The sequence below is a fragment of the Stutzerimonas sp. S1 genome, from assembly GCF_025966695.1.
GTDB lineage: Bacteria > Pseudomonadota > Gammaproteobacteria > Pseudomonadales > Pseudomonadaceae > Stutzerimonas.
The window spans coordinates 295,946-308,206 of sequence record NZ_JAOEIY010000007.1; the positions used below are offsets into that span (position 1 = coordinate 295,946).

The following is a 12,261-nucleotide window of genomic DNA, read 5'->3' on the forward strand; positions in this document are numbered from 1 at the left end:
AGGCAGTCATCCGGCTCATAAGACGACAACTGCGCATGTTGCCTCAACTTCGCCGGAACGCCGCGCATGGCGTTCAGCGAAGTTTAGCGTGCTAACGGACAAGTGGGGGTGGCCATCATCTGGGCGCGCCTCGAGTGGCTGTCAGCTGGCGAGCCCTGTGGTTACTCGAAGTCAGGCAGACTCGGCTTCGCCTGTGGCAGGCCCGCTGCGCACCAGGCGTCGAAACCGCCGGCAATGGATTTCACCTGCAGGTAGCCCATCTCCTGAAGCGCGGCCGCAGCCAGGGCGGCACGGCCACTGGTCTTGCAGTACAACAGAATGTTTAGATCCCGCGCGCCGAGCTCTGGCGTATTGCTCAGCTTGAATTCCAGCACGCCGCGCGGAATGTTCACGGCACCGGGAATGTGTGCTTCGTGATACTCCTCGCCTTCGCGTACGTCGATCAGGACGTCCGCCGCGCGAATCGCCGCTTCGGCATCGGCAAGCTGGATCTCGTGAATCTGGGCTTTGGCCTGTTCGACGAGGTCATGTGCGGTTTTCATCGTGGGTTTCCTTCAATGAGTGGGTCAAAGGGTTGGCAAGCTTGGGAGTGCCCTGCTGACGCTTGAGCGCCTGTTCGGTGGTCTGCGGATCGAGCTCGAGCAGTGCTTCGTAGTGGCTGATGAATACACGACCGCCGAAATGCTGCAGGAAATCCGAGCGCCGTAAGCGATCCATCACCGGTCCCTTCACCTCGGAGAGATGCAGCTGCACGCCGGCGGCGTGCAGGCGGACGGTTATCGCTTCCAGACTCTCCAGCGCGCTGGCGTCGATCAGGTTGACGCCAGGGCACATCAGAACCAGATGCTCGGCCTGGGGATGTTGACCGACGAGCGCGGCGATGCGGTCCTCCAGATAGCGGGCGTTGGGGAAGTAGAGGCTTTCATCCACCCTTACCGACAGCACTTTCTTGCTCTGGATTACGGCGAAGCGTTCGACGTTGCGAAAGTGCTCGCTACCTGGCAACTGGCCTACCACAGCGATATGCGGTTGGCTGGTACGCCAGAGGAATAGCAGAAGTGAAAGGCCTACGCCGAGCAGGATTCCGGCCTCGACGCCGACCAGCAGCACGCCGAGCATGGTGGCGGCCATCGCACTGGCATCCTGCCGTGAGTAGCGCCAGGTCCGCTTGAGCGCGGCCAGGTCGACGAGGCTGAGCACCGCTACGATGATGGTCGCTGCCAATACCGCGTGCGGCAGATTGTGAAACAGCGGCGTGAAGAACAATAGGGTGAGTGCGATTCCGGCGGCGGTCAGTGCTCCGGCAAGCGGTGTCTGCGCGCCGGCATCGAAGTTGACCACCGAGCGGGCGAAGCCGCCGGTGACCGGAAATCCGCCGCCCAGGGCCGCCGCGATGTTGGCGCCGCCGAGTGCTACCAGTTCCTGATTGGGTTCGATCCGCTGCCGCCGCTTGGCCGCAAGCGTCTGCGCGACCGACACCGACTCGACGAAGCCGACCAGGCTGATCAGCAGCGCTGCCGGCATGAGTTGCCAGGCCAGTGCCAGGTTGAAGCTGGGCAGGCTGAGCGCCGGAAGCCCGGTAGGCACCTCGCCGACCACTCGAACGCCGGCCTCGCCCAGTTGCAGGAGGCTGACGGCTGCGATCGCCAGCAGCAACGCAATCACCGGGCCGATCTTGCTCAGGTTGCTCGCCAGCCGTGCATCCATACCCAACGCCTGCAGCCAGCCGGTGACCCTGCTGCGTACCAGCCACAGGAAGAGCAGGCTGCCAGCGCCGATCGCCAGGGTTGGCAGATGCACCTGCGGCAGACCGCTTAGCAGTCCCAGCAGCAGGGTCGGCGCATTCTCGCCATGCACTTGAATGCCGAGGATGTGCTTGAGCTGGCCGAGCGCGATAAGGATGCCGGATGCGCTGATGAAGCCGGAGACCACCGGATGACTGAGGAAGTTGGCGAGAAAGCCCAGGCGCAGCGCTGCCATCAGCAACAACAGCGCGCCAGACAGCAGGGCGAGCAGCATTGCCGCCGAGACATATTCCGCACTGCCTGCGGCGAACAGTGGGCCGAGCGCTGCGGCTGTCATCAGCGAAACGACGGCTACCGGGCCGACCGCCAGCGTGCGACTGGTGCCGAAGAGGGTGTAGGCGAGTAGTGGCAGGATGCTGGCGTACAGGCCGGTCACCGGCGGTAAGCCGGCGAGCATGGCATAAGCCAGGCTCTGCGGAATCAACATCAGTGTCACGATCAGCGCCGCCAGGCTGTCCTTGGCGGCGGCCGCCCGATCGTACTGCTTCGCCCATTCCAGGCACGGTAGGTAGCGGGCCAGCGCCTGCTTCATCACTTTTTCTCCTGCGTGAAATCGCAGGCGTTGGGCGCCTCAGCCGGACGCGGCTCGAAATCCAGATGCTTCGGCTCGGCCAGCCATTCGTGGCCCTTGAGCATCATCTCGAAGTAGATCGACGGCATCCATTGCGTCTTCAGGCGCCAAGCCAGGCGTCGGGGCACTCGTGGGTCGAGGGGGAAAGTTGGCAGCAATTTTCCGCCATAGCCGAACTCGGCGAGGATGACCTTGCCACGCTCGACAGTCAGTGGGCAGGAGCCGTAGCCGTCATAGATCGCTCGTGGTCCCTCCCCGTGGAGCACGCTCAGCACATTCTCGGCTACCACCGGTGCCTGCTTGCGCACCGCGGCGGCCGTCTTGGCGTTGGGGGCGGAGCAAACATCGCCGAGGCTGAAAATGTTGCCGAAACGCGGGTGGCGCAGGGTTTCGTGCTCGGCTTCGAACCAGCCGTCGGCATTGGCCAGCGGGCTGTGGCGAATGAAGTCCGGCGCGTGCTGAGGCGGCACCACGTGCAGCAGATCGAAATCGCGTTCGATCGTCCGGCTTTGACCGTCGCTATCGGCGACCTTGAACCAGGCCTTGCCCGCCGGGCCGTCGACCGCGGTCAGGTTGTTGTTGAAATTGAGCTGGGCGCCGTAACGATCGACGTACTGCATCAGCGGAGGCACGAAATCGGCCACGCCGAACAGCACGGCGCCGGCCGAGCAGAAATCCACCTGAATGTCCTTGAGTACGCCCTGTCTCAGCCAGTGATCGCAAGACAGATACATGGCTTTCTGCGGCGCCCCGGCACACTTGATCGGCATCGGTGGCTGGGTGAACAGGGCTTTGCCGTGGCGCAGGTTCTGCACCAGTTGCCAGGTGTAGGGCGCCAGCTCGAAGGCATAGTTGGACGTGACGCCAAACTTGCCGAGGCTGTCGCGAACGCCTTCGATGGCGTCCCAGTCGAGGCTCAGGCCGGGGCAGACCACCAGTGTCCGGTAGCCGATGCGGCTGCCATCCTCCAGCACCACCTGCTGGTGCTCCGGATCGAATGCCTCGGCGGCGGCGGAGATCCACTGGGCCTTGGCCGGGATGCAGCGGCTCATTGCGCGCTCGGTTCTGGCGCGATCGAATACTCCCGCGCCGACCAGGGTCCAGCCTGGTTGGTAGTAGTGCTGCTCCCGCGGCTCGATGATGGCGATGCGCAGGTCCGGGTCGCGTCGGAGCAGGCTGGCGGTCACGGCGCAGCCGGCAGCGCCGCCGCCGACCACCAGGACGTCGTAGCGCGGCGTGACGGCGAATTTCAAAGCCGGGCTCGGCGGCTCGTCTACGGCAGATTGCCAGTGCTGCTCCAGACGCGGCAGCAGGGCGGTCAGGTCGTAGTTCGCCTGTTGCGCAGTTTGCAACAGCACTTGCGGGTCGAGATGGTGCGCCTCGGCCAGCGCCCAGAGGGACGCCGAACGGGTGCCGGTCCGACAAAATGCCAGTGCCGGCCCCTTGATCCGCTCCAGCAAGGCACGAAAGGCCGCGACATCGACATCACTGATCTGCCCGGAAACCACCGGCAGGTGGTGGTACTCGAGTCCCGATGCCTCGGCCGCCGTGCGCATGGCCTCGCTGGAAGGCTGCCCCTCACCCTCGTTGTCCGGACGGTTGTTGATGACGCAGCGAAAGCCGCTGCCCGCCAGCAGTGCCATGTCTGCCGGCTGTAGCTGAGCAGCTACCGAGATGAAGGGAGTCAGGCGCCTAATTGTTTGCATGTGACATCCTCCAGGCAGATGGTTACAGCACGTCCAGCGGGATCTTCAGATAGCGCGTGCCGTTGCTTTCGGGCTTAGGCAGGTCACCGCCGCGCATGTTGATCTGCACCGAAGGCAAGATCAGCGTGGGCATCGCCAGAGTGGCGTCGCGCGCGGTACGCATGGCGACGAACTGCTCCTCGCTGATGCCGCTGTGTACGTGCACGTTGTGCTCGCGTTCGGCTGCGATGGTGGTTTCGTAGAGAAATTCCTCGCGGCCCGGTGCCTTGTAGTCGTGGCACATGAACACGCGGGTCTCACCTGGCAGCGTGAACAGCTTCTGGATCGACTGGTACAGCGTGCGTGCATCGCCGCCGGGGAAGTCGCAACGGGCGGTACCGTAATCGGGCATGAACAGCGTGTCGCCGACGAACGCGGCGTCGCCGATCACGTAGGTCATGCAGGCCGGCGTGTGGCCTGGAGTGTGAATTGCACGCGCCTGGACATTGCCGATCTGGAAGGTGTCACCGTCGTGAAACAGGTGATCGAACTGGCGACCGTCGGTGGCGAACTCACTGCCGGCATTGAACAGTTTGCCGAAGGTGTCCTGCACTACCGTGATCCGGTCACCGATCGCCAGCTGGCCACCCAGTTGCTGTTTCAGATACGGCGCGGCGCTGAGATGGTCAGCATGTACGTGGGTTTCCAGCAGCCATTGCACCTTCAGGTCGTGTGCGCGCACGTAGTCGATCAGGCGCTCCGCGGTCGCGTGGGAGGTGCGGCCGGATGCCGGGTCGTAGTCCAGGACCGAGTCGATCAAGGCGCACTGGCGCGTAGAAAGATCGCTGACCACATAGCTGTAAGTGAAGGTCGCTGGATCGAAGAAAGCTTCAACGTGCGGGTTCATGGTTTGCTCCTCTTCTGTGCGCGGATACCGGTAGGGGTATGGCTGAGTCGATCTTAGCTCCGATTTAGGTTATATGCTTAGAATTAATGGTTATTAATCGGGCGTGAGCCATGCGGACGCATGGAGCGTAGGTGCCTTGTGATTACCAAGCGGGTGAGCAGCGGTGACGCTGATGAGCGGGTCAGCTTCTGCTGGCGCTGGATTCGTCGCTGACGATGAGGCCATCGACCAGCTGGACGGTACGCTCGCAATCGGCGGCGAGTCGCGGATCATGGGTCACCACGAGCACCGCACAGCCGAACTGGGCATTGATGCGGTGAAACAGTTCGAAGATGCTCTGCGCGGTGCGGGTGTCGAGATTGCCGGTTGGCTCGTCGGCCAGCAGCAGCGGCGGCCGGGTCACCAGCGCGCGCGCGATCGCGACACGCTGCTGTTGGCCGCCGGAGATCTGCGTCGGCTTCTTGTCGGCATACGGACCGAGGCCGACTTCTTCGAGCAGGCCACGCGCCAGGTCGATCTCGGCGGCCGATGGGCGGCCGTGGCGGATCATCAGCGGCATCAGCACGTTATCCAGCACGCTGAAGGCCGAAATCAGGTGATGGAACTGAAAGACGAAGCCGATTGCCTCGTTGCGCAGGCGGGTACGGGCTTCGTCATCGATGCTCCGCGTCGGGTTGCCGAGCAGATAGAGTTCGCCGGAACTCGGCGGGTCGAGCAGGCCGATGACGTTCAGCAACGTGCTCTTGCCCGAGCCAGAAGGGCCGATCAGCGCGACCAGCTCGCCTGCACACAGGCGCAGGTCGATGCCATGCAGGACTTCGGTTTCCAGCGGCGTGCCGAGATTGAAGCTCTTGCGCACGCCATCCAGGCGCAGCACTTCGCCGGAATGGTTGATCAGGGGGGCGACGACTGGCTCAGACATAACGGATCGCCACCGCCGGATCGTAGCGTGCCGCGCGACGGGCGGGCAGGGCGGCCGCCAGCACGCCGGTGAGCGTCGCGACCAGCATCGCCACCGGCACCAGTGTTGGCTCGACCGGAATGAAGAACAGGCGCGGCCCGAACAGGTTGAACACCTGCACCAGCCCCCAGCCGACGCCGCCGCCACAGGCCGAGCCGAGCAGACCGAGCAGCCCGCCTTGGATCAGGAATACCCGCAGGATCTGCTGCCGCGGACTGCCCATTGCCCGCAGGATGCCGATCTCACGGGTGCGTTGCACGACGCTGACAGCCAGCACGCTGGCGATGCCAAAGGCCACCGAGATGCCGACGAACACGCGGATCATCTCGGTGGTCATGCTTTGCGAGCTGAGCGCGTTGAGCAGCTGGCCGTTGGTTTCCATCCAGCTTTCGGCGCGCAGCCCGGTCAGGCGCGCGAGGCGTCTGGCGACCTGGTCGGCCTCGAAGATCTCGGCCACGGTGGTGTCGATCACCGTTACCCCGCCCGGGAGGTCGAGCAGCGTCTGCGCCTGCTTCAGGTCCAGATAGACGTAGCGTTCGTCCAGCTCGCGCACGCCCAGTTCGAAGATGCCAGCAACATCGACGACCGCTTCGCGGCCTTCGCCGGCATCCAGTCGCAGCTTGTCGCCGACGCCCAGGCCGAGATCGCTGGCCAGTTCCTTGCCGATGACCGCGTTGCCGGCGCCAACCAGCAGCTCGCCGGCAATCAGATCCTCCGCCAGCGGGATGATGCGCTGATAGCGCTGCGGGTCGATGCCGATCAGTGCCACCGAGGCCCGCGCGACACCGCGCCGCGCCAGTGCCGGGCCACTGATCACCGGCGACACGGCGAGGACCTGGGCGTCCTGATCGAGTACATCGCGGACGTCCTGCCAGTTGCTGATCGAGCGTAGGCGCTGGGCGCGCGGGCTCTCCAATACCAGCGTCAGGCTGCCGTCGGTGGCCGGCAGCAGGCGGTTGACCTCATCCGGCGGCAGGATGCGGATGTGTGCCTGGGTGCCAAGGGTGCGATCGATGACATTGGCCTGCAGCCCGGTGATCAGTGCCGTGATGAAGACGATGACCGCCGAGCCGACGGCGATGCCGAAGATGATCAGCAGCGTCTGCATGCGGTTGTCGAGCAGAAAGCGCAGGGCGATCTTCCACTCGGTCCACAGCGAGTCGAACAGACGCATCGCGGCTCAGTCCTGAATGCCGGCGGGGATCGCCTGCTCGCGTACGCGAACACGCTGGCCTTCGCGGGCATCGTCGGCAAGCACCAGGTCGCCGGCTTGCAGACCGTCGAGCACCTCGCTCATGGCTGTGCCAAGCAGACCGAGGCGTACTTTCACCCGCTCGACCTTGCCGTTGCGCACCCGCAGTACCTGCGCGCGCTCGCCATCGCGGGCGCGCAGAGCATCGTTCGGCAGCACCAGCGCCTGCTCACGGCGCCCGGTTTCGATGTTCACCGACACCGTCATGCCCTGACGCAGCAGCTCGGCCGTTTCGTCGAGGTCCAGGTGCACATCGATGGTGCCACGTGCCGTATCGACGCTGGGTGCGATGAAGCTTACCCGCGCGGCGAACTCCCGCGCCGGATAGGCATCGGCGATCACGCGGGCGGACTGTCCGAGCGCAACGGGCGCAAGGTTCTTCTCGTCCAGCGGCAGAAGCACCTCGCGGCTGCCGGCGCGGGCAATTTCCAGCAGGGTGCGCCCTGGCTGGACGAGGTCGCCCGGTTCGACATTGCGGGTCTGCACGATGCCATCGACATGGGCGTGGATGCGGGTCTTGGCGAGGCCGGCGCGGGCCGCCTCCAGCCGCTGGCGCAGCACCTGTTCCTCGCTGCCGCCTTCGCCCTGCGCGGCGGCCGCCAGCTGCGCGCGGTCACGGATCACCTTGGCTGCCAGCTCTGCGCGACGGGCCTGCTCCAGTGCTTCGGAGGAAAGCAGCTTGCGTTCGAACAGTGTTTCGCGTCGTTCGCGTTCGCGCGTGAGCTGCTCCAGATTGCTCTGTGCGTCGCGCAAGGTGGCCTGGGCTTGCGGTCGGCTGCTGTCGATCAACTGGCGCAGCGCCGCTTCCGCCTCGCGCAAGCGTGCCAGTTGCTCATCGTCACGCAGCTCCAGCAGCAGGTCGCCGGCCTTGACCGCATCGCCTTCGCGCACATGGCGCGCCGAGATCACCCCGGTAATTTCGCTACCCACCTGGGCAATCGACTGGTTGTCCACCTCGCCGCTGGCGACCACGCGCTGCACCAGGGGGCGCATCTCCAGACGATAGCCCGGTAATTGCGGACCTTGCCACTGACGCCAGGCGAGCCAGCCGCCGATCAGGATAACCAGCAGAAGCAGCGGGAGCATGCGGCGGAAAGACGTTGCGGCGGACAAGACGATCACTCCCTGACGTGGCCGGAAGAGGGCCATCAAACTGATTCAAGCTTACGGACAAATGTCTCGCATGGGTACGGCTGTCCGTGTCGCGCGACGTGGCAGCGCGTCGTGTCGTTTGCCTATCGTGCCCATAGCAGGATCGTGCGCGGCTGCCGGCGCTACAATGGCATCCCGCTTTCCGGATCAGATTGTCATGGATACTAATCAAAGCCCTGCAGCGACACTTCGTTCCGCCTGGGTAGCTCAGGCGCAGGCCAATCCCTGGGTAGCCGCAGGACTTGCGGCGGCATTGCTGGCGGTGATCGTGCTACTGCTGGCGAGCGGCTTCAGCGCCTTGCACAACGGCGATCAGGGCAACCTGCGTTACGCGATGCTCGGCGGCAGCGCAGGTTTTGCCGCCACCGCCGTCGGGGCGTTGCTGGCGATTGGTTTGCGTGACATCTCCGGCCGTACTCAGGACAGCATGCTGGGTTTCGCTGCTGGCATGATGCTTGCAGCCGCCTCGTTTTCGCTGATTCTGCCTGGGCTTGCCGCGGGCAAGGATATCTTCGGCAGCGGGCCGGCTGCCGCATTGACGGTCGTTGTCGGGCTCGGGCTGGGCGTCCTGCTGATGCTCGGGCTTGATTACTTCACGCCCCACGAACATGAAAGCACCGGGCCCTGTGGGCCGGATTGCGTGCGGCTGAACCGCGTCTGGCTGTTCGTGCTGGCGATCGCGCTGCACAACATTCCGGAAGGCATGGCGATCGGTGTGAGTTTTGCCAATGGCGACATGAGTGTCGGTGTGCCGCTGACCACGGCGATTTCCATCCAGGATATTCCCGAGGGACTGGCGGTGGCGTTGGCATTGCGCACCACCGGGCTGTCGGCGCTGGCATCGGCGCTGATCGCCGCCGCCTCCGGGCTGATGGAGCCACTGGGTGCGCTGGTCGGGCTGGGCATGTCCACCGGCTTCGCCATTGCTTATCCGGTCAGCATGGGGCTTGCCGCCGGCGCGATGATCTTCGTGGTGTCGCACGAAGTGATTCCCGAAACTCACCGCAACGGCCACCAGACACCCGCGACCATCGGCCTGATGGCGGGCTTCGCGGTGATGATGTTCCTCGATACGGCGCTGGGTTGACCGACGGCGTCGGTCAGGGTTTCTGCGGCTGGGTCTGCATCACCAGTTCGACGCGGCGGTTGCTGGCGCGGCCCTGATCGCTGGTGTTGTCGCCCAGCGGACGGGTCTCGGCGTAGCCCGTCGCACTCATCCGACCGGCTGCGATACCGCTGAGCTGCAGGTAGCGCACCACGCTGCTGGCGCGGCTGGCGGAAAGCTCCCAGTTGGACGGAAAGCGCGCCGTCTGGATCGGCCGATCGTCCGTGTGGCCCTCGACGATGATCCGATGCGGCGTGGCGGCGAGCGTCGGTACCAGCCGGTCGAGCACGTCCAGTCCGGCATCTTCGAGCTCGGCCTGTCCCGAACCGAAGAGCAGTTCGCTGCTGATGCGAAAGCTGATGCTGCCCTCGTTGAGGATTACCTCGATGTCCTCGCCCAGATCCATCTCCGGAAGTGGCGACGTGGCCGGTTCGATGGCCGGCATCGGCGGGATGATCGGTGCGATGGGCTGCAGGTCGCTGGATACCTGCAGCAGACTGATGTCGCCAGTCTGGCTCGGCCCTGCCGTCTCCTTCAGCGTCCGTTCGCCGTCACCCTGGCCGGCGAAGGCGAGCATCACCACCAGCATCACCAGCAGCAGGGTGATCATGTCCAGATAGGTGAGCAGCCAGCCCTCCTGCTCCTCATCGGCGCGCGGCTCCACGTGCCACTTGGCGAAGCGGCCGCCACGCTGCGCTGATCCGTTCATCTCAGGCGCTCTGCTGTGGGTTGCGTGATCTGCCGGCGTTGCCGTCGCGGATCTCATCGTCATGGTGGGCGATGAAAGATTTCAGCGTCTCGCGCATGTAGGCCGGGCTGCGCTTGTTGCACATCATCGAGATACCCTGCATGACCAGATTCATCAGGGCTACCCGCTGCTCTGTCCTGCGCTCCAGCTTCACCGCGACCGGCTTGAGGATCAGGTTGGCCAGTAATACGCCATAGAACGTAGTCATCAGCGCGACCGCCAGGCTGCGGCCGATCAGCTGCATGTCACCGCTGCCGAGCATGAACATCAGGTTGATCAGTCCCACCAGCGTGCCGATCATGCCGAACGCCGGCGCATAGCTGGCCATGGCACGGAACAGCTGCGCCTCGGCGTTTTCCCGCGCGCGCAACTGGGCGATGCGCCATTGCAGCAGGTCGAGGATGTCTTCTTCCGGCGTGTTGTCGATCACCAGCTGCACGCCGGTACGCAGAAACGGGTTGCTGACCCGGTCCACGGCCCGCTCCACGGCCGGCAGATCGCCGCTGATCCACAGGCGGGAAATCTGCACCAGCTCCTCGAGATCCTGACGGGTGTACAGCCGTTCGTTGCGCAACACGGTACCGATCAGGCCGAACACGCGCATCACCTCGCGCAGCGGGTAGCTGATGAAGGTGGCTGCCAGCGTGCCGACCAGCACGATGCCCAGGCTGGGCAGGTCGAGGAACAGCGAGGGGTCGTGTGCGGCGAACAGCATGACAACCGCGAGCAGAGCGATGCTCGCGACAATGCCGATCAGGGTTGAAGGGTTCATCGAAACTCCGGCAGAAGAGGGCGTGCCGCATGGGCACGCGGCATCTAACCGGGTGATTCGGCCGGGATGCCCCCAACTTTAGGCGACATCCTGCCGCGCCGTCGGAAGGAGGCCGTCAGTGTGCCGGCTACAGGTGCTCGAGCAGGCGTCGTGCGGCTTCCTGGCCGCTCAGCCAGGCGCCCTCGACGCGGCCAGACAGGCACCAGTCGCCGCAGGCATACAGGCCCAGGCCCGCGTCGGCGAGCGCGCCCCACTCATGCGCCTGGGTCGGGCGGGCATACAACCAGCGGTGCGCCAGGGTGAACTCGGGTGCAGGCACCACGCAGTCAATCAGCTCGGCGAACGCCCCGAGCAACTGTTCGGTCACCGCTTCCTTCGATAGATCGAGATGCTGGCGACTCCACTGGTGGGTGGCGTGCAGCACCCAGGTGTCCAGATGGCCGTCCCGTCCCGGCTTGCTACGTTCGCGGGCCAGCCAGTCGAGTGCGTCATCCTGCACGAAGCAGCCTTCGACATTGGTGTCCAGCGGCGTGGCAAATCCCAGAGCAACGGCCCAGGTCGGCTCCATTGCGACGCTGGCCGCGACGGCGGCCAGCTTGGGGGCTTCGGCAAGCAGCGCACTGGCCTGTGGCGCCGGAGTGGCGACGATCACCTGGCTGAAGGGGCCGTGACTGGCACCGGCGCCATCCACCAGCGTCCATAATTCTTCGCCGCGAAAAGCTTCGGTGATGCGGCAGCTGAAGGTCACCGGTAGCTCGCCCAGCAGCGCGCGGGTAATCGAGGCCATCTGCGGCGTGCCGACCCAGCGCAGCTGCTCGTCGGTCGAGGGCGACAACTGGCCGGCGCGGGCCTGAAAGAGATTCGGCGACCATTCGGCAGTCCAGCCTTCGTTCTGCCAGCACCGAACCGTTTCGGCGAAGCGCCGGTCGCGCGCGGTGAAGTATTGGGCGCCAAGATCGAATACTTCGGTGTCGACGTGCTTGCCGGACATGCGGCCACCGCAGCGACGGCTCTTGTCGAACAGCTGAACGGCCTGGCCGGCCTCGTGCAGGGCGCGGGCCGCGGAGAGCCCGGCAATACCGGTGCCGATGATGGCGATGGGGGCCTTGCTCATGATTACCTCATTGCTGATGCCGTCCGCCGCGCCGGCACAGGATCGTCAGGTCGACGCAGCACATTTGCATGACAGGAGTTCGACTCGCGCCATGCACTTTCATCCTCGAACAGACACTCGGCTTTGGCTAGGGGCATTTGCGCGCAATGCGGCTATCGGAGGGTAATCCTGGCGCATTGGCTGACCGGC

The 12,261-nt window shown here is 64.9% G+C and carries 11 protein-coding genes; 1 reads left to right on the plus strand and 10 read right to left on the minus strand.

Features of this window, described 5'->3' with window-relative positions; translation table 11 throughout:
• Positions 1–161: 161 nt before the first annotated feature.
• From N8H22_RS17305 to N8H22_RS17335, 7 genes are all read right to left on the minus strand, one after another.
• Entirely contained in the window at positions 162–542 is a 381-nt protein-coding gene (locus N8H22_RS17305) for a rhodanese-like domain-containing protein (protein WP_264591739.1), read from the minus strand.
• The gene (gene sulP / locus N8H22_RS17310) at positions 526–2,337 is read right to left on the minus strand and encodes a sulfate permease (protein WP_264591740.1); all 1,812 of its coding nucleotides are present in this window, start codon (positions 2,335–2,337) and stop codon (positions 526–528) included. Before sulP ends, N8H22_RS17305 begins: the two co-directional genes overlap by 17 nt.
• Positions 2,337–4,082, minus strand: a complete 1,746-nt coding sequence (locus N8H22_RS17315; protein ID WP_264591741.1) for a bifunctional protein tyrosine phosphatase family protein/NAD(P)/FAD-dependent oxidoreductase — start codon at positions 4,080–4,082, stop codon at positions 2,337–2,339. Before N8H22_RS17315 ends, sulP begins: the two co-directional genes overlap by 1 nt.
• A 22-nt stretch (positions 4,083–4,104) precedes the next feature.
• Positions 4,105–4,968 carry an MBL fold metallo-hydrolase gene (locus N8H22_RS17320; RefSeq protein ID WP_264591742.1) on the minus strand — a complete coding sequence of 288 codons (864 nt, stop codon included), beginning with the start codon at positions 4,966–4,968 and terminating at the stop codon, positions 4,105–4,107.
• A gap of 181 nt (positions 4,969–5,149) precedes the next feature.
• Positions 5,150–5,890: an ABC transporter ATP-binding protein gene (locus N8H22_RS17325; RefSeq protein ID WP_264591743.1), complete on the minus strand. Its 741-nt coding sequence runs from the start codon at positions 5,888–5,890 to the stop codon at positions 5,150–5,152.
• On the minus strand, positions 5,883–7,103 hold the full coding sequence (locus N8H22_RS17330) for an FtsX-like permease family protein (RefSeq protein WP_264591744.1): 1,221 nt from the start codon (positions 7,101–7,103) through the stop codon (positions 5,883–5,885). The genes N8H22_RS17325 and N8H22_RS17330 overlap by 8 nt, the downstream gene beginning before the upstream one ends.
• A 6-nt stretch (positions 7,104–7,109) precedes the next feature.
• Positions 7,110–8,294, minus strand: a complete 1,185-nt coding sequence (locus N8H22_RS17335; RefSeq protein ID WP_264591745.1) for an efflux RND transporter periplasmic adaptor subunit — start codon at positions 8,292–8,294, stop codon at positions 7,110–7,112.
• 196 nt (positions 8,295–8,490) lie between these two features.
• Here N8H22_RS17335 and N8H22_RS17340 point away from each other — a divergent pair, with 196 nt between their 5' ends.
• Positions 8,491–9,420: a ZIP family metal transporter gene (locus N8H22_RS17340; protein WP_264591746.1), complete on the plus strand. Its 930-nt coding sequence runs from the start codon at positions 8,491–8,493 to the stop codon at positions 9,418–9,420.
• A 13-nt stretch (positions 9,421–9,433) separates the two neighbouring features.
• On the opposite strand, the gene N8H22_RS17345 is transcribed toward N8H22_RS17340, so the two are convergent.
• From N8H22_RS17345 to N8H22_RS17355, 3 genes are all read right to left on the minus strand, one after another.
• Entirely contained in the window at positions 9,434–10,147 is a 714-nt protein-coding gene (locus N8H22_RS17345; protein ID WP_264591747.1) for an OmpA family protein, read from the minus strand.
• A 1-nt stretch (position 10,148) separates the two neighbouring features.
• Positions 10,149–10,958, minus strand: a complete 810-nt coding sequence (locus N8H22_RS17350; RefSeq protein ID WP_264591748.1) for a MotA/TolQ/ExbB proton channel family protein — start codon at positions 10,956–10,958, stop codon at positions 10,149–10,151.
• Positions 10,959–11,085: 127 nt separating this feature from the next.
• The gene (locus N8H22_RS17355) at positions 11,086–12,072 is read right to left on the minus strand and encodes an FAD-dependent oxidoreductase (RefSeq protein WP_264591749.1); all 987 of its coding nucleotides are present in this window, start codon (positions 12,070–12,072) and stop codon (positions 11,086–11,088) included.
• Positions 12,073–12,261 lie beyond the last annotated feature (189 nt).

Excerpts from the sequence above, each read along its gene's own strand:
- N8H22_RS17305 (WP_264591739.1), bottom strand. The coding sequence starts at position 542 with ATGAAAACCGCACATGACCTCGTCGAACAGGCCAAAGCCCAGATTCAC.
- sulP (WP_264591740.1), bottom strand. The coding sequence starts at position 2,337 with ATGAAGCAGGCGCTGGCCCGCTACCTACCGTGCCTGGAATGGGCGAAG.
- N8H22_RS17315 (WP_264591741.1), bottom strand. The coding sequence starts at position 4,082 with ATGCAAACAATTAGGCGCCTGACTCCCTTCATCTCGGTAGCTGCTCAG.
- N8H22_RS17320 (WP_264591742.1), bottom strand. The coding sequence starts at position 4,968 with ATGAACCCGCACGTTGAAGCTTTCTTCGATCCAGCGACCTTCACTTAC.
- N8H22_RS17325 (WP_264591743.1), bottom strand. The coding sequence starts at position 5,890 with ATGTCTGAGCCAGTCGTCGCCCCCCTGATCAACCATTCCGGCGAAGTG.
- N8H22_RS17330 (WP_264591744.1), bottom strand. The coding sequence starts at position 7,103 with ATGCGTCTGTTCGACTCGCTGTGGACCGAGTGGAAGATCGCCCTGCGC.
- N8H22_RS17340 (WP_264591746.1), top strand. The coding sequence starts at position 8,491 with ATGGATACTAATCAAAGCCCTGCAGCGACACTTCGTTCCGCCTGGGTA.
- N8H22_RS17345 (WP_264591747.1), bottom strand. The coding sequence starts at position 10,147 with ATGAACGGATCAGCGCAGCGTGGCGGCCGCTTCGCCAAGTGGCACGTG.
- N8H22_RS17350 (WP_264591748.1), bottom strand. The coding sequence starts at position 10,958 with ATGAACCCTTCAACCCTGATCGGCATTGTCGCGAGCATCGCTCTGCTC.
- N8H22_RS17355 (WP_264591749.1), bottom strand. The coding sequence starts at position 12,072 with ATGAGCAAGGCCCCCATCGCCATCATCGGCACCGGTATTGCCGGGCTC.